The 22421-nt window shown below is 43.1% G+C and carries 19 protein-coding genes and 6 pseudogenes; 10 read left to right on the top strand and 15 right to left on the bottom strand.

Features of this window, described 5'->3' with window-relative positions; genetic code table 11:
• Positions 1-15: 15 nt before the first annotated feature.
• Positions 16-1038 (bottom strand): annotated as a pseudogene (locus AAHH42_RS09670) (IS630 family transposase).
• Between the two features lie 155 nt (positions 1039-1193).
• Here AAHH42_RS09670 and AAHH42_RS09665 point away from each other — a divergent pair.
• On the top strand, positions 1194-1514 hold the full coding sequence (locus AAHH42_RS09665; protein WP_342220998.1) for an IS4 family transposase: 321 nt from the start codon (positions 1194-1196) through the stop codon (positions 1512-1514).
• A 35-nt stretch (positions 1515-1549) separates the two neighbouring features.
• Here the strand turns inward: AAHH42_RS09665 and AAHH42_RS09660 are convergent, their stop codons facing one another.
• The 6 genes and pseudogenes from AAHH42_RS09660 to AAHH42_RS09635 form a co-directional block, all read right to left on the bottom strand.
• Entirely contained in the window at positions 1550-1966 is a 417-nt protein-coding gene (locus tag AAHH42_RS09660) for a hypothetical protein (protein WP_205411482.1), read from the bottom strand.
• A 17-nt stretch (positions 1967-1983) separates the two neighbouring features.
• The gene (locus tag AAHH42_RS09655) at positions 1984-2196 is read right to left on the bottom strand and encodes a hypothetical protein (RefSeq protein WP_119797203.1); all 213 of its coding nucleotides are present in this window, start codon (positions 2194-2196) and stop codon (positions 1984-1986) included.
• Between the two features lie 136 nt (positions 2197-2332).
• A complete protein-coding gene (gene tehB, locus AAHH42_RS09650; RefSeq protein WP_119963802.1) occupies positions 2333-3199 on the bottom strand; it encodes an SAM-dependent methyltransferase TehB in 867 nt (288 codons plus the stop codon).
• Between the two features lie 284 nt (positions 3200-3483).
• Complete coding sequence (locus tag AAHH42_RS09645; RefSeq protein WP_342220997.1) at positions 3484-3693, bottom strand: hypothetical protein; 210 nt, start codon at positions 3691-3693, stop codon at positions 3484-3486.
• Between the two features lie 462 nt (positions 3694-4155).
• Positions 4156-4503: pseudogene (locus AAHH42_RS09640) on the bottom strand (transposase family protein); the annotation flags it as partial.
• Positions 4504-4574: 71 nt separating this feature from the next.
• Positions 4575-5255, bottom strand: coding sequence for a hypothetical protein (locus AAHH42_RS09635; RefSeq protein ID WP_119797204.1), 681 nt, complete (start codon positions 5253-5255; stop codon positions 4575-4577).
• Positions 5256-5451: 196 nt separating this feature from the next.
• On the opposite strand from AAHH42_RS09635, the gene AAHH42_RS09630 reads away from it, so the two are divergent.
• From AAHH42_RS09630 to AAHH42_RS09620, 3 genes are all read left to right on the top strand, one after another.
• Positions 5452-6546 carry an ISAs1 family transposase gene (locus AAHH42_RS09630; protein ID WP_342220836.1) on the top strand — a complete coding sequence of 365 codons (1095 nt, stop codon included), beginning with the start codon at positions 5452-5454 and terminating at the stop codon, positions 6544-6546.
• Between the two features lie 101 nt (positions 6547-6647).
• Positions 6648-11285: a C80 family cysteine peptidase gene (locus tag AAHH42_RS09625; RefSeq protein ID WP_342220996.1), complete on the top strand. Its 4638-nt coding sequence runs from the start codon at positions 6648-6650 to the stop codon at positions 11283-11285.
• 152 nt (positions 11286-11437) lie between these two features.
• Positions 11438-12235 carry a calcium-binding protein gene (locus AAHH42_RS09620; protein WP_342220995.1) on the top strand — a complete coding sequence of 266 codons (798 nt, stop codon included), beginning with the start codon at positions 11438-11440 and terminating at the stop codon, positions 12233-12235.
• A 74-nt stretch (positions 12236-12309) separates the two neighbouring features.
• Here the strand turns inward: AAHH42_RS09620 and AAHH42_RS09615 are convergent, their stop codons facing one another.
• The 3 genes and pseudogenes from AAHH42_RS09615 to AAHH42_RS09605 form a co-directional block, all read right to left on the bottom strand.
• Entirely contained in the window at positions 12310-12639 is a 330-nt protein-coding gene (locus AAHH42_RS09615) for a type II toxin-antitoxin system RelE/ParE family toxin (protein WP_342220994.1), read from the bottom strand.
• The gene (locus AAHH42_RS09610) at positions 12608-12844 is read right to left on the bottom strand and encodes a TA system antitoxin ParD family protein (RefSeq protein ID WP_342220993.1); all 237 of its coding nucleotides are present in this window, start codon (positions 12842-12844) and stop codon (positions 12608-12610) included. The genes AAHH42_RS09615 and AAHH42_RS09610 overlap by 32 nt, the downstream gene beginning before the upstream one ends.
• A 184-nt stretch (positions 12845-13028) precedes the next feature.
• A pseudogene (locus tag AAHH42_RS09605) lies at positions 13029-13396 on the bottom strand (phage antirepressor N-terminal domain-containing protein); the annotation flags it as partial.
• A 17-nt stretch (positions 13397-13413) separates the two neighbouring features.
• Between AAHH42_RS09605 and AAHH42_RS09600 the strand changes: the two are divergent.
• From AAHH42_RS09600 to AAHH42_RS09590, 3 genes are all read left to right on the top strand, one after another.
• Positions 13414-13680 (top strand): hypothetical protein, encoded by a 267-nt coding sequence (locus AAHH42_RS09600; protein WP_342222097.1) that lies wholly within the window; start codon positions 13414-13416, stop codon positions 13678-13680.
• Positions 13681-13690: 10 nt separating this feature from the next.
• On the top strand, positions 13691-14704 hold the full coding sequence (locus tag AAHH42_RS09595) for an IS630 family transposase (RefSeq protein WP_342220992.1): 1014 nt from the start codon (positions 13691-13693) through the stop codon (positions 14702-14704).
• A gap of 596 nt (positions 14705-15300) precedes the next feature.
• Positions 15301-16023 (top strand): SDR family oxidoreductase, encoded by a 723-nt coding sequence (locus AAHH42_RS09590; protein WP_119797212.1) that lies wholly within the window; start codon positions 15301-15303, stop codon positions 16021-16023.
• Between the two features lie 147 nt (positions 16024-16170).
• Here the strand turns inward: AAHH42_RS09590 and pepB are convergent, their stop codons facing one another.
• The 3 genes from pepB to iscR all read right to left on the bottom strand — a co-directional run bounded on the left by pepB (position 16171) and on the right by iscR (position 19266).
• On the bottom strand, positions 16171-17478 hold the full coding sequence (gene pepB / locus AAHH42_RS09585) for an aminopeptidase PepB (protein WP_342220991.1): 1308 nt from the start codon (positions 17476-17478) through the stop codon (positions 16171-16173).
• Positions 17479-17504: 26 nt separating this feature from the next.
• Positions 17505-18689: an IscS subfamily cysteine desulfurase gene (locus tag AAHH42_RS09580; RefSeq protein WP_119797213.1), complete on the bottom strand. Its 1185-nt coding sequence runs from the start codon at positions 18687-18689 to the stop codon at positions 17505-17507.
• Between the two features lie 82 nt (positions 18690-18771).
• The gene (gene iscR, locus AAHH42_RS09575; RefSeq protein ID WP_342220990.1) at positions 18772-19266 is read right to left on the bottom strand and encodes a Fe-S cluster assembly transcriptional regulator IscR; all 495 of its coding nucleotides are present in this window, start codon (positions 19264-19266) and stop codon (positions 18772-18774) included.
• 561 nt (positions 19267-19827) lie between these two features.
• Between iscR and AAHH42_RS09570 the strand changes: the two genes are divergently transcribed.
• The 3 genes and pseudogenes from AAHH42_RS09570 to AAHH42_RS14825 form a co-directional block, all read left to right on the top strand.
• A complete protein-coding gene (locus AAHH42_RS09570) occupies positions 19828-20850 on the top strand; it encodes an IS630 family transposase (RefSeq protein WP_342222056.1) in 1023 nt (340 codons plus the stop codon).
• A gap of 11 nt (positions 20851-20861) precedes the next feature.
• Positions 20862-21005 (top strand): annotated as a pseudogene (locus tag AAHH42_RS09565) (IS5/IS1182 family transposase); the annotation flags it as partial.
• Between the two features lie 244 nt (positions 21006-21249).
• Positions 21250-21380 (top strand): annotated as a pseudogene (locus tag AAHH42_RS14825) (IS982 family transposase); the annotation flags it as partial.
• Between the two features lie 33 nt (positions 21381-21413).
• Here AAHH42_RS14825 and istB read toward each other — a convergent pair.
• Positions 21414-22160: pseudogene (istB, locus tag AAHH42_RS09560) on the bottom strand (IS21-like element helper ATPase IstB); the annotation flags it as partial.
• Entirely contained in the window at positions 22157-22402 is a 246-nt protein-coding gene (locus tag AAHH42_RS14820) for a hypothetical protein (RefSeq protein ID WP_425286292.1), read from the bottom strand. The pseudogene istB and the gene AAHH42_RS14820, both read right to left, overlap by 4 nt.
• Between the last annotated feature and the right edge of the window lie 19 nt (positions 22403-22421).

Below are 22421 nucleotides of genomic sequence, written 5' to 3'. Positions count from 1 at the left end.
TATACCCAAGTGAAATCAAGATGCAGGATTTAGCGCCTGGAAATTATCGTTTAAGCGAGATACCAGAGAACTTGCCATTTGTGGTAGCTTCACTTCAAAGAAGTTTAAGATATCGTTCTTAAAACTCTGTTTAGATGGGTAATATCTATTGTTTCGTGTTTGCTCATTCATCACCTTCCACAATCGCTCTATCGGGTTTAGATTCGGGCTATACGGCGGAAGGTAATGAAGCTGGATATTCAACGTAAGCGCGGCGTCTTGCACAAACTGTGAACGGTGATAGCCTGCACCCTCGAGGATCACATGTGCCGTTGTCGTGATGGGATAATGCGCGCGAATGGCAGACAGGAAGTGAACCACATTTTCGCTGTTAATCGTCTCATCATCACGGATTATGGGGTTAGCCACATTCTGGATGTTCAAGGCTCCCATGATATTCAACCGCGTTCTGCTCCCGGTGGTCTCTATCGTTTTATCCTGGCCTTTTCGTATCCAGCCGTAGCTTATTTTGGTGGCTTGTGTCGGATGAACGGCATCAATAAACAGTATGGGGTCATTACCCGCGGCGTCTTTCAATTCGCTGTAGGTCTTTATAAATTGCTACTGTTTCTCAACGGCAAATTTATGCGGAACACCTTTCGGCTTTTTATAGCTAAAGCCATGCTGCTTCAACCCTTTATACAGACCTGATACGGTAAAGGTGATGTTCCAGCGTCCAGCGATATACGCCACAATTTGGTGATTGTGGTGGTAGAGCGGCTGGGTGAGATGTTCAACCAGCGACGTGGTCTGTTCCGCATTGAGATAGCCATCGGAGCCGCCATTTTCAGGCTTGAGCTTGTTGAGTTTATGATAGTCTGTAAGGTGGCGCCGCACCGTGGTTTCATTAATGAGCTGTGAGTGAGCAATCATAGGGGGAGTCCAGCCGTCTGCGGACAACAAAACACACCGGATCCTGTCACAGACACGGCGGTCATGGCTTTGACGATGTTGGGCTTCGAGGGTAATTTTCTGGTCAGCAGTCAGCTCTATTTTCATGGCTATGAGCATGATCCTTATCGACTTCAAAATCAAGCATCTTCATTGATCACGGGTATAGACTGAGATGGAAGATAGAAGAGTTCTTCAACACACTGAAATCAGGATGTTGTGTTGAACAATGTCGTTTAAATACGGCAACCAAACTAACGAAAATGATCACCCTCAAAAGCATTATCGCCTTCAAACTGATGTATATGACCAAAATGGCAGCGTTGTGTCCTGAGGCTACCTGCACCGATGTGTTGTCAACGATAGAATGGCAAACGCTGTATTGCAGAATACAGACAACAAGCCGCCTTCCCGAGCATCCCCCCACAGTGCTTCAGGCAATAACATGGCTGGGTCAATTGGGAGGATTTCTTAACCGACGTGCCGAGGGTTTACCGGGAATCATGTCGCTTTGGCGAGGGTATGAGATCCTGCAAGAAAATGTGAGATTGTTCATTATTCTTAATAACAAAAATTGTGGGTAAAAGTGAGACCTCAATCCCATTGAACATCAATGGGCTCAGGCTAAAAGTAAGAAAAAAGACCTCAATTGTGACATCGATACCTTATTTTCAGAATATATGATGTCATTATTATTATGTTGTTCAGCTATAACTGTGTTTTCAGCGTCGAATTGAATGCCATGTGCGTCGTCTTCCGCGAGGTCTTTCATCCATTGTGCCAACTCTTTCTCTGCGCCGGGGGCAGTCTCGTTGTTCAAGCCATAGGCATCGCGCTCGCCCTTAATCAGTTTCAGCTGGGCATCCACCCCGGCGCTGAGCGTTCTCACAAGAGCAGCATGATTGTCTTCGGTGATAACGGTACGAGCGAGGAAGGTTTTCAGATGGTTGGCAATCTGCCGCCAGCCTGCCAAATCAACTCGATGAGACAAGACAACAGAAGCCGATTCGATGGCCTCCCAATCGGGTTTTGCCATTGTGAGAGCTCCTTAGGTTAGGGGGAGGTATCGAGGTGGCTGTAGCTCACCACCGTCTGGCCTGCGGCATTAAGCACCGAGACCGTATCGGCAGGTGCAAAATGGATGGCATCGCTGATACCGTTGGAGACAATATTGAGGTGTTTGGTGTTGCGGTTCCAGTGCCATTCTGTGGTGGGATAACCGGTTTCGCCTTGATCGTCGCCGAAACTGACTTTTATCGTGTACATATTGTGCTCCTGTGTTGATGCAATCGACATGTCATAAGATGATGTCGATAAAAGTTAAAGCTATCATCCATGCACCAACGCTTCATCCGGAGCGAAAACAGAACGCCCTTCTTAATAGGGATTACTCCCTACTTATTTATGCTTTACACGCCACCAGTGTTGCGAAACGTAATGTGATCCTTTTACCCTGTGCATCCGTTTGGTGTAATTGCCCTATGTCTTCATTATATTTGATAATGTTCCACCCTTGATAATAATTTACAAGTTCTTGGGATTTAAAAGTAAAAGTAAACGACGATGGCAACGTACAAAGGTGATCAGGCATATCCATAGCGGCAACAATCAAGTTATAACCTCCGCTGATAGTACTGTTTTGCATATCTCCAATTAACTGGGGGATGCTTTGACGGTCAAGAAACATTAGTACTACGGTCGATAAAATGAAATCATATGCACCATTAAAGCGATGAGTATTCAAATTTCTAACTTCGACATTGATATGCGACAGCCGCTCCGATGCAATGATCCGATTGAGCGCATCTATACCCCCCGCATTTTTATCCCATGCAGTAACCTCAAAACCTTTCAGATTGAGGTAAAGTGCATTTCGTCCCCCTCCGCAACCGAGATCCAATGTCTTACCTGCAGGTATCAGTTTTACCGCCTCGACGACTTCAGAATGCGTCGCTGTCAGATCATATTTTTTACTGTAATAATCTTCAGCAGTGCAATAGAACGCTAACTGGCACTGCATATCATCCGAAAACGAGACGATACGATGCCACTGCTGTGGTTCAATAAACGGTACCCGGCTTTGCGGATTAAAAATTAAGGTTTCGGTCACCTTGCCAGCTTCGGTCATTAAGGCAAGGGTCAATGTGCCGTGCAGGACGGTCAATTTTGACCAAGTTGTTGGTTTAGTATTATGTTTCTGTTTAAAATTATCCGGGACTGTCTGACTATTCCACTGCAGCAGTGTCTTATAACACAGCAATTGTTGCATAGATTTCTCCAAATACGGGGTATTGTGAACAACGGATGAAATTGCGCAGGTTTCTATTTCTCAGCAGATAGGTAGTACCTACAACGGATAAAAAACCAACAAATATCCCCTTCTAAAAATGAGGTTAAAGCACCGAAGAGATTGGGCAAAATTTAGATAACACCGTTCGCTTGACCCGCCCCTAAAGAAGCAGAATTGCGCTCATATTTTGTTTACAAGTAAAGAGATGGCCACCCCCGCACGTATTACGGGCTTGAGCCCTTGTAACTGTTAAATAACTGATACTATACAGGGTTATCGACATACAGACCAACCCCACACTCCAATGTGGCAGAAACAGCATTGGACAGTACCAGGAATGCGAAAATAATGATAACGGTCCCTTCAGTGCCATTAAGCACAGGCATCGTATTGACGTAATAAGAGAGCAGCGGGTCAAATATTAACATCAGGGCAACCCCTACGATAATCAGGGAGAGCAGCACCAACGCCAATTTGACCGCCTAAAAAAACCCGCAACCAGTTGTAGAGCAATACGCTCATTTAACTGACATATAATTACCTGATTAGCAAGGAAGCTAAGCCATGTTAATCGGTCATTTCGGTGGAGCCAGTACTGAAGCCATTTTTTGATATAGAAAGATAATTCCCTCATTGAAATTAAATAATTTTAAATCAATGAGTTATTTGTTTTAAGCATAATTATGGAGACCTAGCTTAGGTTCCTTGCTAATCAGGTATAATAAAATGAACATGAAGAAACAGCGTGAACCCTAGCCAACCGGTGGATTTTATTCCAGAGTGCGATTTTGCATTCTGAGAAATACCGATGAAATCAATTAACTCAAAATTAAGCAGGATAAGTTCATCGAAATGAGGGTAAAGGGTGTAGCAATCTCCACTTTTGTTCATTGGCGAAATAGTGCCATTTTTATTAATAGAGTTCTTTCCAAACCCTAAAAATCCAATTCATAGTTATAAACTCCGGTAATTAAATTGAACCGCAGTCCAAATCGCTTTCGTCTATTTCGATATTTATCTGCAATAATTTTAACCCGTTTCAACATTCTAATGACATTCTCATTCAGAACTCGCTGACTTGATAGTGCTCTATTTGTTTTTTATCCTCAATAGTCAGTGGGCATTTTTTTGACTTTTGCTTTGGCCACGCACTATTGGCATGGAGCTTATGTAACCCTTGATAACCCGTATTCGTCAATACCTTGGTGCTCATTTTAAAGAGAATCTTTGATGCTTTAAATAACCAAAAATCGGGGGGGCTTTCCATTACTGAAATTTGTACAATAAGTACTCAGGCAGTTGCCCACTCGTTCTTTAAAATAAGATGTCTGCCGAGGCTCTGAGTAACACATATTCACTGATGATTATTCACAACATAAGCATCAATTTTATCTAAAGGGTCGTCTGTACCAGGTGGAACAGCAAAATCTTCTAATGTTTTTTCGCTTCCAGGCGTTGGTATCGGAAAAGCAAAGATGGTTTTTTTTAGTTTTTCCAATTTAGATTCATCAATCGAGTAACGCATTAAATGGGAAACCCCTTGAACAAATAAAGTTCGAACGGCAGAGCCATAATGTTGCGCAGATAGTGAAAGCTCGAGCAAAAGGCTATTAAACGTACGACTAAGATCATCTCGCTCTTTGAGCCGCTCTACTGTTAGATAATCTTTATTAATTAAGACTAGGTATTTATCATAGATTAGAAGAGATAAAGAATCCTCTATCTTTTTATTCTCATCTTTAGATTCCTTTAAAACTGATTCAAGAAATTTCATATCACATGAAGCGCCATCGACAGGCTGCAAAGGCGCCAAAATACGTGTGTAGGATCCCTCACCGATCTCATTTAATGATAGACCCCTTGCGGAATCGTAACTCTTTTTAATACTTTCGTTAAATACCAGTGGTTCATTACTCACCGGCTTTGGTGATTGTATAACTGCATTTACAAGATCCTCGAGATTTTCTATCGGGGTCTTGAGTGGTGGCTGACTATCGTGATTTAAATCGAGTGCCGTGGAAGTAATTGAAAGCATAGAAAGCTCCTCTATAATATATCAAATGAATACTTATTATATAGTAGCTCAAATTTAACTCGGCAGAGCGATATTCACCAGGTGCCGTGAATATAAATCTATCTCTACCAGAGAACCAGGGCGGGATCCCACTTTAATGTGAACTAATAATAGGCAGTAAGCTCATAATATTATGTATCCTAAAGAATATGTAATCATGAGTATTTTAAAGCAATTAGCCCTGATCCCTGACCCGCGTAAAGATATTAATATCAAACATCACCTGCTCGATGTTATTTTCCTGTTTTTTGCCGCCGTGTTAAGTGGGGCCTCGGGATGGAAATCCATCCAGGATTTTGGCGAAGCTCAGCTCGATTGGCTAAAAAAATATGGCTCTTATCATGGTGAGAGCCCACGTCGTCATTGTATTGCTAAAATCATCAATGCATTAGATACAAATTTGCTGATTCAATCCTTGTTTTTATGGATTAACGAACGACGCCAACGAGCCGGTAAGACGTTGCTCGCCATCGACGGTAAAACCTTGCGGAGAACCTGGTCTGAAGAGATTTGCACTGCGCTGCATGTGGTGAGTGCCTATGATGTTGATGCTGGTATTACGCTTTATCAAAAAGCGGCGAACAATAAGGGAAAAGAAGGAGAATTAGCCCGTCAGAGCATTGACGCGTTAGCGCTGGATAATGCTATTGTGACGCTCGATTCATTGCATTGCCAAACCTCAACTTCATCACTTATCACGCAACGTAAAGGCAATTTTGTGGTGCAGCTTAAAGCGACTCAAAAGAAGCTGTTTGAACAGGTAAAACAGCAATTTGCTTTTGCCTATGATAGCGATAAATTGCACGAATATACGCAGACTAATCAGGGGCATGGCCGGATAGAAAAACGTACGGTTATGCAAATTAATGCGGAATTACCCAATGAATTAAAAGCGAAGTGGCCTACCATTCGTACTTTCATTGAGGTCGCTAGTGAACGAACAAAAAATAATGTCACCCACTGTCGGTCACGTTGGTATGTCAGCTCATTAACGCTGAATGCAGAACAAGCGGCACAGGCAATTCGGCTGCATTGGGGGATAGAAAATCAACTTCACTGGGTATTGGATGTGGTGTTTAGAGAAGATGAACTCTTGATAAAAGCTCCGGATGGAGCAGCCCATGTCGCTCTTTTCAATCGCGTCGCGTTGGGTGTGATTAAACAGCACAAAGGTAAACAAGATAGTATTGCCAGTAAACGTAGACGTGCCGCCTGGTCAGCCGATTTTCGTAGTAAACTTATTTTTGGTTAAAAAATTAGCAAAGTGGAATCCCGCCCTGACCAGAGAACTATCTTAATTATTTTTAATGCAATCTAAATATAGAATTTATTTAACGTTTATGAAAGGAAGCAATGTTTATGCAAGGAAGCAATAGAATACAAAACGATTTACTCGATGATACAAATAGTTATAGCAGCAGGGACAGTAGTAGCCCCGCCTCTGAGTTGGATTTTTGGGATATCCCCGAAGTTACCGCGCACAATGGTGGCGACACTCATTATGACGGTCAAATCATTATTCAGTTAGAAAATGATAGGGTTGTTGCCAAATCCGCCGCCTATTTGGCAGGCAAACATAAGAAGTCAGTATTAGTACAATTAGATAAAAATGGCTATTACCGTGTCGTTTTTGGTGATGCAAAAAAATTGAAGGGAAAACTGCGTTGGCAGCTGGTTGGTCATGGTTCTGTCCAGGACAGAGAGGTGACCTTGGCATATCAGTCCGCTAGAGCACTGGCGAACAATCTGCAAGGCTTTCATTACTCCTTCGGTGCTAAATTTAGAATTAATCGCAATCCCCACTCCGTTAGCCTGGTGGGTTGTTCATTGATCGAGATGAGTAAAGAAAGGGGTTTTGCCTGGCAATTTGCTCAAGAACTCGGTAAGTACGATATCTACCCCAATGTCTCCGCCCACCGTACTGACATGGCTGTTACGCCTCATGGTCAAAAAATTACACTGGATAGCAAAGGCCTCTGGAATCATAAGGTCAGTGAGAATAAATTAGTTCTAACCTGGAATAAACAAGGCAGATTAGTCCCGACCACGGATCTGTCGATACGTTTGCAGTGGGTATTAAGCCTGGTCGATAACCTGGCCTCAGGTGAACTGAAATATAGTGCATTGAATCTGGAAGAGCTGGCTGATCTGACCGATGCGTTTCAATCAAAACAAGGGAGGTTGGATGTTAAACAGTTAATGCTAACCGCGTTCAATAACATGGAACATTTGGCGTGGCGTCACGAAATCTATCAACTGCTACAACTACAGGACACTCATCATCCTCAATTATCCGGATTAAGCGTACAGGCTGCATTGCAGCAGAGCCAATACTGGAACAAAATCCAAGAAAAAAATATCGTCGCACTGGCTAAAGCGAGCATGAAACAAAATAACAGCGGTGTCAGTGTTAAAATGCAAATAGCGCCACAAGGCTTATATATCGGTGGCAATGAGCTGCACACGCAATCTAACGCCATCAGTTTAGGGCTGGCCTGGCTACATGCTCGATGTTTGGGAACACCGGAAACCCGTCGCCTATTAAATGGTTTACTCACCCATGCTCTGATTAACGAACAAAAAGCGGATACCGATGGGATGATTACCGACGGTGAAATGAGCCAGGCCAATCTTTTCCGTCAGCAATTTATCGAATTAAAAAATTTTGATTTAAATGACCAAAAAATTTTTACTCAGCAGCTGGTATCACCCTTTGATTGGAAACCCGGCTATTATTTATTTAAAAGCCAACACCATGCGTTGATGCTAGTCAGCCAGATTGAAAACGGGCAACCTACTTACTATCTGTACGATCCCCATGTTGGTGAAATACGCTGTAGCGGTAAAGACAGCGGTAATAGTAGTCTGGCTCTTAAAGCGATACTGAACGACTACCTGCAAGGTAGAAACGCGCTGTTGGATCCTGACACTCGAGCAGAGCAATACGGGGTCACACAAAAAAACAATCAATATCATTTTACTATCTACGAAGTGAATGTCACTCATGCCGCTCGGCGGTTACCTGCACTGACTCAATTGCAAACATTGTTGATGGATTTTCGTACTCACCGCCAGAGGATGACAGAGGCAGGAGATGTCCGTTTTGGTAATATTACCCTGCCTGCTCGCGTACTTAGCCAAATTGGCGCAAACATTGACGGAGAGCCGCTTTCTCCCCGCCATCTCACTGATACCTCTCTGCTTGCCAGGTTACGTTTTTTCCCCGCGCAACTGAATAACTACCTAATGCAACTGGATAAAAATGATCCTGTTGCCACCCAGACGGTGCTATTACTCAAACAACAAATTTTTCTGCAAAAAGGGAGGCTGGCCGGTCTGTTAACCACAGGCAAGAATAACAGTACGCTCGAAGCCTCCATCGTGCTATTGGATAAAATTAATTACCATGTAAAAAATGGGCATATCATGTCTGGCTTATGGCCATCGTTACATGATGCAACAGCCTGGAGCCGTTTTAACCGATCAGTCCATCGTGTTGGTGTAGGAATGCAAGGATATGGCTACACTCGCGGTATCTATGATTTGATTAAATATCGTGAAATGCTCAAACGTGACTCTCTCACTGACGAAGAAAAAAATGAGCTGGTCTACGAAAGAAATTTAGCGCTGGCTTCGTTTGGCTCCAATGTCTTGATTGATGCGACCCAATACGGCTTGGTTAAATGGGGACAACAGCTTATTTCCACAGGCCCGGCAGCCATGATCAACCGCACCCAGCATGTGTTCAGTAAATTTGTTCGCGGGAATAGAATAACGGGCGCAACCATGCGTACCGGTGCTCGCCTAGGGCAGATGCGCTTTAATGCCAGTACCGGGATAGCAAAATTTGGTGGGCCAACGTTAACTATTCTATCGAGTGGCTTTGATATTTATAGTGCTCATCGTGCATTCGCTCAGCTAGCGACCACGGCTAATACTGAAACCCGGCAAGATCTTATCTTCAGCGGGTCACTAGCAGTTATCTCTGCTGCTGTTAATATTAGTGTTGGCATTGCCTTTGCTATGGGGGGAGCATCCGCCACACTGGCTGGCCCATTGGGCATTGCTTTGGGTATGACTATCATCGCGGTGAGTCAAGCTTATTTTGCTAACCGTACCATGGAAAAAATCAACAAAAATATCGTATTAACCACACTTGAACAATTGGAAAATACGGGCCGGCTTTTTTTCGGCATGGATCTGAACAAAGACGTGCAAAATAGATTGGCAAAATTGGAAAGCCAAAAAGCGGTACGTGAAGAATATGACCGACAATTAGATGAGCACGCAGGTAAAATTCTGGAAAAATCTGGGCAACAGGTTGATGTCGTCTATTATAGCCGTGGGAGTTTTACTTTATTAGAAGAAGAGTATTTGACCTTAATATTGGTTTCTCCTGGTGTGACATTTGTCAAACCGGCTGATCAGCATTTGATTATTTTGAGCGAAAAAGTTCGGCTACAAGACCTCGATAAAGCACAGCTTGAACAGGCTCATCGATTAAACGAGGGAGCGTTTGCCACCCATAAAAGTGGATTACTTTATTTTGAGCCAACCGTGTTACAGAGTGTTGACGATAACATTAATGTTAGCACTGATACAGTTAACCATTATACGCAGGGCAGCGTGAGAAGGCTGACGTTATCAGAGATGTTATTAAACCAGCCAAGTGATACTAATCCTTATTTAGAAAACCATGATACAGAAAATATTCTTGGCAATGCGCATGATCCCTTGGCGATTAATCGAAATCAACAGGCGGGTACTGCTGCTTTTTTTGAACTTGGGGAAGGTAATGATACCGTCATCGGTTATCGGAATAAAAAAAATATCTTTACCGTGGGGGCAGGTTTTAAACAATATACCGGTGGTCAATTAGCGGATACTTTTTATTTAATGGGTGCTCTTACTCCGCACCGGTATAGTATCCTCAATGGTGAAGAAGCTGTGCCATTAGCTGCTGCACCGCAAGACGGACATATTTTTGATAAAAATCAGTTAACAGATAACGACACACTGGTTGCCGCAGGCTCCCCGCCTATCGGAGCCAGTGGTTATATGATCGATCTTACCTATGGTGAAGTCCGTTATATTGGCCTGAGCGGTCTCGTTGCCACTGTCGCTAATATTGAGCATGCGTTGGGGCATCATAAAAGGGGTGATATTCTGATAGGAGATGAGGGTGACAACCAGCTCAATGGCCGAGGAGGCTTCGATAATCTTCAGGGGAGGGGAGGCAATGATGTTCTGTCACTCGAGCAGGGGGCCGCGGAAGGGGGCACGGGGATCGATACTTATTGTATTTTGCAGAATTCACAAGCAGGAGACGTCACAATAACGCTGTATGATCCCTTAATGTCAAATAATGGCGTGCCAGAGGTCAATAATATTATGCTCAACCATAATATTGATCAAATAGAAACCATCTCATTATTAGCAGAAAATCATAGCAGATCACAGTATTCAGTATCCATCCGCTTACGAAACGATAATGGCACGCAAACGACGCTATTATTAAAAAACGCTTATCAGCTTGCTGCTGGTAATAATAAACAGCTTAAACAGGTTAACCAATACATTTTATCAACCCGTGACGGATTATTATTATTTCCTGAATGGCCAAAAATCCTTGAACAAGATAATAGCGGCAATTGGCTGTTTTTTTCTACCTTTAAAGCACAATACAGCATTGTACATGATCAAAGCCTGCAAGAATTTTTTGCCAATAACCCATCCGCAACGCCAAAAATTGAGCTACAACAGGATAATGGGCGCGGGCAAGGACAAATCACCATCAATGATACCGTCAAATTGTTGCCTGAATATATCCAGCTGGTCGCGGAAGATTCCCCGTTTAATGATCACATCAAGGGTGATAAATTCAATAACATGCTCCACAGTCGTCGAGGTAATGACGTCTTGACAGGTGGAGAAGGTGCTGACATTTATTATCTTCATGATGATCCGATAGAAAAAATATCTCTCGAATAATTTCGATTAATAACGAAGACACAGCAGGGAACCCTCAGCTGGATTTGCTAATACTTCCGGTCTTTATTGAACAGATCAAGCATATTAGACAAGAAAATAACGATATTATTTTAGGTCCCTTCGAATCATCTGGCGGGTACGTTGAGGTACGTATGCTGAATTTTATGCGTGATGCCAGTTACCGCCATATTTTTCTAGTTGATAAAAAAGGGGATTTCCATCAGCTGGATGTTGACAAACAAGGGCGTCCTTATCTCGGTCATAAACTGAGTGAAACACAAGCAACGGAAGGGGATGACGTTATTCTCTTATCCAATGCCGTCACACTTACGGATAACACCTTTTTTGCCCTGGCCGGTGACGATATTGTTATTGATACCAGTGAATACGATCGTAGCTTATTCGGGGGGACGGGTAATGATATTTTGATCACCAGTGGTAAAGGAATAAAAATAGTAGATGGTGAAGAAGGAGACGATCAGCTATTTGGCGATAAAGGCAATGATGAACTTTATGGTAATGCAGGAAACGATAAACTTTATGGTGGCAGAGGCAATGATGATCTCTTTGGCGGTCAAGGAGATGATAGCTATCTTTTTGATCCTGATGATGGCTGGGATCTCATCAATGATATAGGGGGGAATGATACTATTGTCTTTATTGGCGGGATCACCAAAAAAGAAATTTTTCTTCAGAAGAATGGCGACGATTTAGAAATACTCCTGGCCGAACATAGCATCACAGTAGAAGAATATTTTAAATCGCCCGCGAATAGAATCGAAAAAATCCAGACAATAGATGGTGAACTCAGGGGTGATAATATTGATACATTGGTATCCAGCCTTTCTTCATTCGATGCTAAACAACGTTTGAACCTGATGTCAGAAAATGAAAGGTTCTCTCATCTTTATGCAACCTTGTGGTCAAATGTAAGCAAGATGGTATCTTAAATAGCCGAAAAAATGTTTAATAAAGCGGGTTCACTCAAAATGCAAAAGCCTCTGTGATCAACCTAGGCTTTAATCTATTCGATCAGTTTGAGATCTGATTTTCGTTGACGCTTTTGTTCCTGATAAAAATTTTCATGTGAGCCTAAACCTAAAAAATATAACGCCAGCTTACTCCCTATCCAGCTATAGCTTAATAAAACAAGTTGACTATTGAGTTGGAATTTATGCACCCGTAAATAATTGAGGTCACCTTTTTTTGGTTCTCCGAGTTCAGGATTTATGATAACCCGTTCAATCTCATCTTCTACAAGTCTCAATAGTTTTTCGGGGAGTCTGGCTAATGCTTTGGAAAAACGGTTAGATTCATAAACATCAACCTTCTGTCCGTTTAGTCCTTCTGACATAGCGCGATACCTTATTTTTTTCGATTTCTCTCTTTGCTAGCAACGTTTCCAAGATAAAACCATACGGTAAATCTGGATTGTCTTCAACTATGCGACCAATTTTCGCCCAGTGTTCGATCTGTTTTGGTACACTTCTACTGGAAACATCGGCATAAATCTTAACGTCAGTTACGAAATCTTCATCAAGACGAATACTGATAGCCATATTCATACCCCCATGTTGTTTGCCCTGTTTATTGTTAAGAGCATAATAAGCAAAAAAATGCGAAAAGCAACAAAATATTGCATAATGCGACAAACAGGCAGCAACAGCAGGCCAGCCCACTAGTTCTAAGAGACTGCCAATATCGTCGCCGCTAAGCAGTTCAGGGGACTTAGAACAAGTGCGTTGGTTTTTTAACCTTTCCTTTCGTCCAGTACTCGTACAAAACATCGTCACATTCTTCCTGATACTGAATAACCTTATCACGGATTTCTGGTTTAACTTTATTCGGGCTGATTGTGTTGAGCCATGCAGCAAGCTTTCTCAGAGCCAGACACCACATAATTTGATCACCTCCAGCAGTAGGGATCATGATTTCCCTGACTCCTTTGGAAAACCGCGATTTAAGTTTTTCGATTTGCTCTTGCCAAGTCAACTCCATACCATCAATTATGGGGCGCATTGGGGTATATCGTTCACCTTTATAATTAACAAGATATAGATTGGAACATAGAATGGAACTGTGATAGTGAAATTATTCTTCTGGCTTGTTATAGCTGCGTGTTTTGCCTGTGGAACAAATCGAGTCACTCTCACTCTTTGACAGTGAAACTTATGCGGTTTTTACTGCAGCTGCAGCGGCGGATCCACCTTTAGAGCAAAATCATGACCAGCCAAATGACCTCTCAACACGATTGAGCGAAACTCGTAATCTTACCAGTATGCCGGCAAAAAATCCTATACCGCCCAAACCTGGGCCAACTGAACAGCTTCCCCGCAATAAAAGATATATACCCATCGGCATTAAAACCACTGGAAAATTTGCTCAACTAGATTAAAAATAAGGTCATGAAAATAAACTCACTGACAGCCTCTCAAAAACAAGATTTGGAACGCCTTAATCGTTACGAACACGATGGCCGTGTTCGAGATCGAATCAAAGCCGTGTTGTTGAAAAATGAAGGCTGGAATAACAAAGCGATTGCCCACGCATTAGGTATTCATGAAGAAACAGTGAGGCAACATGTAACAGATTGGCTTTCAGACGAAAAATTAAAGCCTGAAAATGGCGGCTCGTATAGTAAGTTGAGCGTGCATGAATCTTTATTGCTTGAAAAACACATTGAAAGCACGACTTATAGCCGTGTCATCGATATCTGTGCTTATGTGGAAACCCAATTTGGCGTCTGTTACACCGTATCTGGCATGACAAAATGGCTGAAAGCGCATTGTTTTAGCTATAAGCAGCCCAAAGCGACGCCGGTTAAAGTGGATGTTGCTCAGCAAGAAGCGTTTATCGCGTCTTATTTCACTTTGCTAGAGAGTGCTCTTAAGAATGAACCGATTGTTTTTATGGATTCAGCCCCTCCAACGATGGCTACTAAAGTGGTCTGCGGTTGGATAAGGAAAGGCAAAGATAAGCCGCTGGTCAAAACAGGGGCAAAAACACGGGTTAATGTCATGGGAGCCATTGAATTGAGCACCATGAAGGTGGTCAGTGCCCGTCCTGAGCAGGTGAATTCAGAAACCACCGTCGCTTTTTTTGAGCAGCTCAAAGCTGCTTATCCTGATGCACAAAAGATACACATTATTTTAGATAATTCTGGCTATCATTGCCGTCAGCGAGTCAAAGACGCCGCATTAGAGAAGGCTATCGTACTCCATTATTTACCCCCTTATAGCCCTAATCTTAATCCCATCGAGCGATTATGGAAGGTCATGAACGAGCGTGTCAGAAACAACCGATTTTTCTCTTCAGCCAAAGAGTTTCGTGGGGCTATAGCCGAATTTTTTGATAGTACATTGGCAAAAATTGCTCCCTTTCTCAGGGGCAGAATTAACGATAATTTCCAAACCATCTAATCCAGACCTTCAAGTTGAATGAGTAGATACAGAGAAAAATGCCTTGGTTGCCGCAGATATGTTAAACGATCAGGTGCTGCCATTATAGCAGGCGCCGTATCAGTTGATTATGAAAATCAGAAATAACATATTGATATTAATTAATATTTATTAACAAAAGTGATCACGTTACATGGCGCCTGCTATAGTTTCCGAAGAGGTCTAATGTGCGCCACACCCATTACGAACGCTTCGGATGGCTTAGGTTTCTTGCTAATCAGGTCTGCTTTTATACCTTCAATTTGTTCACTAAAGTTTTTCCCCGTTTCAGGGTCCAAATTTCTTAAGCCAGAATACCCGTTACCCAGACAGGCTGAACGATGATTCAGCCACAGGGGATGTTTCGTTAAAGTTGTTGAATCCTTAACCAGCGAATACCGCATACGTAAGTAGTGCGGTTTTTTTACGTCCATACTGAAGGAATATAGGATGGAACCCAAAAATAAAGTGTTAGTATGACGGAGAGTCCCATCAAAAGTGGTTGAAACGATATGTTATAGACAATCTTTTGTCTGGTAATTCTCCACCAAATTTTATAGCGAGTGCTGAGGTTTTTAATGGAAAAGAAATTAGTGGTTATTACTGGTGCGAGTTCTGGATTCGGTGCTGAAATTGCTAAACAATTAAGCGAGTTAGGATACCCTCTTTTGCTTCTTGCTCGTCGAATTGAACGTCTTGAAGCGCTGAAATTGCCAAAAACGCTTTGTCGCCAAGTAAACATAACGGATCGTCATAGTTTTGAACAAGCTATTAAGGAGGCAGAGTCTCAATTTGGCAACGTGGATTGTCTGGTTAACAACGCGGGTGTCATGTTGCTCGGAAATATAGAGCAACAAGACGCCGAAGAATGGGAAAATATGTTTGCAACCAATGTATTGGGATTATTACATGGGATGCAACTCGTTCTGAAAAAAATGAAAAAGAACCAATCAGGGACAATAATCAACATCAGCTCTCTTGCCGGAAGGAAAACATTTGAGCATCATGCTGCCTATTCTGGTACTAAATTTGCGGTACATGGTATCACTGAAACCGTACGCTGGGAGCTGGCGCCTTACAATGTAAGAGTGATAACTGTTTCACCAGGGGCGGCGGAAACAGAGTTGCTAGAACATACATCTAGACAGGATATTAAACAGGGTTACACTGAGTGGAAATCGAGTATTAACGGTGTTATTTCAGCCCAAGATGTAGCAAAAGCTGTGGTTTTTTGTTACCAATTACCCCAAAATGTCTGTATTCGTGAAATTGCTATTGCTCCCACTAAGCAACAAAATTAACAGCTCATGATGAAAAAATTTATTTTACCGTAGGATCTATATAAAAAAGGTGATCAGGCGAGGCTAGGTGTCATCTTCCACCGGAACAACGGCCAGCGGTGTGGTGCGTTCAACCTACGGCACACGCCAGCTTGTGTAAGAGTACTGTCATTTTGCTCTGGCTATTAAAAGATTCGCCAGGGTGCGGGCTCCTAAACCGGTGGCACCTGCCGCCCATTGTTCTACCGCTGTTTTTCGATAAGTTGCTGAACAGTCGATGTGTAACCAGCCTTGCTGATAATTTTTTACAAAATGTGATAAAAACGCCGCGGCGGTGCTGGCACCACCGGTAGCACTAGGGATAGCGACATTATTTAATTGAGCAAACTGGGAAGGTAATTGCTGACGATGAAATTCTGCCAGTGGTAAACGCCAAAAAGGTTCGTTTTCACTATTAGCACTGATGAGCATCTGTTGTACCAATTGATCATCGAAGCTGAACAATGCATGATAATCGTTACCCAGTGCCACTTTTGCAGCACCAGTCAAGGTTGCGGCATCAATGATCAAGGGTGCATTCTGTTGAGCCGCATCAATCAAACCATCGGCTAACACTAAACGCCCTTCAGCGTCGGTATTCATGACTTCGACCGTCTTGCCATTACGATAATGAATAATATCACCTAGTCTGAAAGCATTGCCGCTAACCATATTATCCGCGCAACACAGATAAAGTTTAACACGTTGTCGCAGGCCCCTCGCTGCTGCTAATGCCAACCCAGCGGTAACGGTTGCGGCTCCACCCATATCGGATTTCATTGAATCCATAGCAGAACTGGGTTTCAAACTGTAGCCACCTGAATCGAAGGTGATCCCTTTACCTACCAAACATGCAAATACTGGCACGCTTGCATCACGGCTCGGATTATAATCCAGTATTAACAACAGTGGCGGACGATCCGAGCCACGACCTACGGTATAAATACCGTGATACTTTTGTTTATGCAGATTTTCTCCCTTAATGATTTGATAGTTGAAAGCACCTTCTGGCGTCACATTCTTCATCAAAGAGATAGCTTCTGCCGCTAGTTGCTCAGGGGAGAGATCTTCTGCTGGCATGTTGATGGTGTCACGAAGCCAGTCAATAGTCTTTAGACGCCATTTCAATTCCTGGCATTCATCTACTGAGAGCGCTGCCCATTCTATTCTGTGCTGTTTTTTGGCATCACGAAACCCTTGCCAGAAGACCCAGCTTTCTTCTAACTGCCAACCGGCACCTGCCAATTTTACTTTTTTGATACCTTGAACCGCGATCTTACGAGCAGCACACTGGATAGCGTTCAATTTAGTGCCGTTCACTGTAGCGTTTAAATGAACAGTGATACCCTGGTCGTTGCTGCTGACAAGCACCACTTTGCCCCAACGGGCATCAGCAGCTTTGTTTGATAACGATACCTGCATAATTTCTTCAGTCATAATATTCCAACAGAATTGATTGTAGTCTAGAGCATCTTATAGCTGCCTAACTTTATTGGAGAGAGCTTACTCAGACTCTCAATGCATTCGCACACTGATTTAATGGCGTAGTCGATCTCTTCCTCGGTGGTAAAACGTCCGAGAGAAAAGCGGAGCGTACTGTGAGCCAATTCATCGCTGACACCCAATGCGCGTAGCACATGTGAAGGTTCCACACGGGCGGAGGTACAGGCTGAACCGGAAGAAACCGCTAAATTTCTCAGATTGAGTATCAGTAATTCCGCGGGAATACGGTCAAAACTGACATTCAAGATATGAGGTGCTAGCTGTGTTATCTCGCCGTTACAATGAACGCCTTTTATTTCTTTGATTCCATGCCATAGACGGTTACGTAGATTTGTCAGATGCTGAGATTCACGCTTCATTTCTTCTTTGGCGATACGACACGCCTCTCCCATGCCGACAATTTGATGCACTGGCAACGTCCCTGAACGCATACCACGTTCATGACCTCCTCCCTGTTGTTGAGCCTCGATACGTACTTTTGGATTACGTCGCACAAACAGCGCGCCAATCCCCATAGGTCCATAAATCTTATGTGCCGAAAAAGACATCAAATCTACTTTTAAATTTGTGAGATCAATCGGTAATTTACCTACACTTTGTGTCGCATCGACATGGAAAAGAATACCCTGACCACGGCAGATGTCTCCAATAGCTGCAATATCCTGTATTACACCGGTTTCATTGTTTACATGCATAATAGAAACGAGAATAGTCTCTTGCCGTAGAGTCTTTGTCAGCTGTTCTACATCGATAATCCCGTTAGGTTGTGGAGACAGGTAACTGACCTCGAAGCCTTGGAGCTCCAATTGGTGGCACGTATCTAACACCGCGGGATGCTCAGTTCGGCAGGTAATGATGTGTTTACCTTTTGTTTGGTAAAAATTGGCCACACCTTTAATTGCCAGATTATCTGATTCAGTGGCACCGGAGGTAAAAACTATCTCACGTGGATCTGCGCCAATTAATGTGGCAATATCGTTACGTGCGACATCAACGGCTTCCTCCGCTTGCCAACCAAAACGGTGAGATCGGGAAGCAGGATTACCAAAAATACCGTCCAATGTTAGACACTGCATCATTTTTTCAGCCACTCGAGGATCAACCGGTGTTGTAGCTGCATAATCCAGATAAATAGGTAAATTCATTACAATACACCTGACTCCATACATGAAAACCGTTGTGATACGATAGATCCCACGGAAACTGTGGACACCTGACTCCTAAATTTTAGAACGGCAGCTTAATGTTAAGTTTTTCTTGTGATCGACGCTTATTGATACCAAGAATATCATTATCTTGCCGATCTGCGACGGCTAAAACATCTTTATTATCAACTAATTCTGCCAAAGTAATATTGTTCAAAAAACTACTGATTCGTTTACTCAGATCACACCACAAAGTATGGGTTAAACAGCGTTCACCCGCCTGGCAGGGCTCTTTGCCTTGACAACGGGTAGCATCGATAGACTCATCAACGGCGTTAATGATTGCGCCGACTGCTATCTGTGCGGCTTCTTGACCCAATTTATAACCACCCCCTGTGCCACGTACACTGGTGACTAAATCATGTTTACGTAATTTTGCAAAAAGTTGTTCCAGATAGGACAACGAAATCCCCTGGCGTTCAGAGATATCTGCCAGCCGTACTGATCCATCTTGGGAGTGTAATGCAACATCAAGCATAGCTGTTACGGCATAACGACCTTTGGATGTAAGTCTCATAGTTTTAGGGCACCTGTTTTAAAATGGACTTCTTGCCCGCGGCTATTGCACATTATGAGCCTTGATTTCACTAACGAGCAGTGGTCTTGCAAGAAGTCATAATAAATTATGAAAACAAGCGCGAAGTCTGTCATTCCTGAGTGTTTTAATCAACTATTTAACCATTGATCTCAATGGTTGTCCCATCGAATGTCACTTGACGAGTCTTATATAAGGTAATTTTTATCTCTTTTTTTACCAGAGCATGACAGAGCAAATGAAAGTAGAGTCAATGAAGAATTTACAGAGTGCTTTGAAGAACGAGAAGACTTGAAAATAGAGGGAGGAAAACTCTACCCTTAGTGAAATTTTATTTGTAGTGCTGTCCGCTTCAGATAGCCGACAGAACTTGCACTCATATAAACACGAGTTTCGCACTGTACTAAATGATGGTAAAAGGAGAGTAGGAAAAAAGATAAGAATGGTAATGAGATGTCAGACTATCCCTGTACGAAAGACCTTTATACCCGTGATCAATGAAGATGCTTGATTTTGAAGTCGATAAGGATCATGCTCATAGCCATGAAAATAGAGCTGACTGCTGACCAGAAAATTACCCTCGAAGCCCAACATCGTCAAAGCCATGACCGCCGTGTCTGTGACAGGATCCGGTGTGTTTTGTTGTCCGCAGACGGCTGGACTCCCCCTATGATTGCTCACTCACAGCTCATTAATGAAACCACGGTGCGGCGCCACCTTACAGACTATCATAAACTCAACAAGCTCAAGCCTGAAAATGGCGGCTCCGATGGCTATCTCAATGCGGAACAGACCACGTCGCTGGTTGAACATCTCACCCAGCCGCTCTACCACCACAATCACCAAATTGTGGCGTATATCGCTGGACGCTGGAACATCACCTTTACCGTATCAGGTCTGTATAAAGGGTTGAAGCAGCAGGGCTTTAGCTATAAAAAGCCGAAAGGTGTTCCGCATAAATTTGCCGTTGAGAAACAGCAGCAATTTATAAAGACCTACAGCGAATTGAAAGACGCCGCGGGTAATGACCCCATACTGTTTATTGATGCCGTTCATCCGACACAAACCACCAAAATAAGCTACGGCTGGATACGAAAAGGCCAGGATAAAACGATAGAGACCACCGGGAGCAGAACGCGGTTGAATATCATGGGAGCCTTGAACATCCAGAATGTGGCTAACCCCATAATCCGTGATGATGAGACGATTAACAGCGAAAATGTGGTTCACTTCCTGTCTGCCATTCGCGCGCATTATCCCATCACGACAACGGCACATGTGATCCTCGAGGGTGCAGGCTATCACCGTTCACAGCTTGTGCAAGACGCCGCGCTTACGTTGAATATCCAGCTTCATTACCTTCCGCCGTATAGCCCGAATCTAAACCCGATAGAGCGATTGTGGAAGGTGATGAATGAGCAAACACGAAACAATAGATATTACCCATCTAAACAGAGTTTTAAGAACGATATCTTAAACTTCTTTGAAGTGAAGCTACCACAAATGGCAAGTTCTCTGGTATCTCGCTTAAACGATAATTTCCAGGCGCTAAATCCTGCATCTTGATTTCACTTGGGTATAAATATCGACATCTTGTGGAAAATGCTTTTTTGCATCTCAAGCGCTGGCGGGGGATTGCTACACGTTATGCAAAAAATACCGCTTCTTTTCTCGCTGCTGTACAAATACGATGCCTTGATCTACGGCTCAAAATTTTATGACGACACTATATATAGTACGTCTTACTCTTGCCAAACTACTATGAGATTATTTTAAGACGGCTTCTTAAAGACTTGGTTGCATTTGTGATACTCTACCGAATTCCTATTCTAATTTTAACCTGAGTTCGGGATAAGAAATTGACGTTTATTTTCTCTAATTTTTTGTTCAAGAAGAGATAAGTGCCTCGTACTTCAAAATAATGATGTTTGCGGACATTATTCATCACGAAATAGCGAGACACTCATGAACGATATTACCGAACTTTATTGCTTAATGGATGATTTTTGCAAAAAATTTGAGCCACTACTCAATGCAAAGCTCCTGATGGGTCCAAGCGGCGTATCCGTGCCAGTTCTCTTTCTTTGGCAGAGCTGTACTTTTCCAGATAGGTGATAGGTACAATACCTGCTGTTTTTTTTTCCTTTTAATCGGTAGCTGTTACCGCTGATTTGGACGATATGTGCATGGTGCAATAACCTATCCAGTAAAGCAGCAGTTAAGGTTTGGTCGTCTGCAAAAGCCGTTGACCACTGTGAAAAAGGCAAGTTACTTGTCACCATCACGCTACCTTGTTCATAGCGTTTGGCTATAACGTTGAAAAACAGATTAGCTTCTGCTCGTCCAAACGGTAGATAACCAATTTCATCAATCACTAGCAGCTTTGGTGACAAAATACTTCGTTTCAGGTAGGCATCTAACCGTTCTTGTTTCTTTGCTATGCCAAGTTGTAGCATTAAATCTGCGGCGGTGATAAAGCGAACTTTCGTCCCCTGGGTAATGGCTTTGTAAGCCAGACTGATGGCCAGATGACTTTTACCGATACCACTTGGCCCCAGAAGCACAATATTTTTTGCCTGTTCGATAAAAACCAAGCCGGTGAGCTCCTGAAGCTGTTTACGCGGGGCGCCAGTGGCGAAGCGGAAATCATAGTCATCAAAATGCTTAATCACGGGAAGCTCGGCCGTTTGAAGTAGCATGTCCCATGTACGCTGCCTTCTTGCGTTAACTTCAACCTGCAAAATGTCATTGAGGAATGTGGCGAATGACATTTCCTGACCGGCGGCCCGGTCAGCTATAGCAGACCACTCACGGGCAATAGCAGGCAATTTTAGCGTGTCACAGGCCTCACCAATACGCTCCATCTGTAAGTTCATGATGTGACTCCTAGCAACGGGTCGTCCACCGATAAGGGGTGCTGTAAACTTTCTGTAGGTATGACCTGGTGCCGTGTTAATACGGGTAACAAGCTGTCTGTCGGAGGCTTAACGGGCAGTGGTTGTAAACTTTGGCGTTCTTGCGCAAGTAGCAGCTGGGTTTTTTCACCTGTTGTCCCGTGGATGCGCTGATGAGCGATATCATGCAGCCACTGCCCTATCTGACCATTCGCTATATCCACATCTCATTCCAGACCTAAT

The sequence above is a fragment of the Candidatus Fukatsuia endosymbiont of Tuberolachnus salignus genome (assembly GCF_964030845.1).
GTDB classification, from domain to species: domain Bacteria; phylum Pseudomonadota; class Gammaproteobacteria; order Enterobacterales; family Enterobacteriaceae; genus Fukatsuia; species Fukatsuia symbiotica.
The sequence above is the reverse complement of the archived record's forward strand: the minus strand, read 5'-3'. Positions and strand labels throughout refer to the sequence as shown.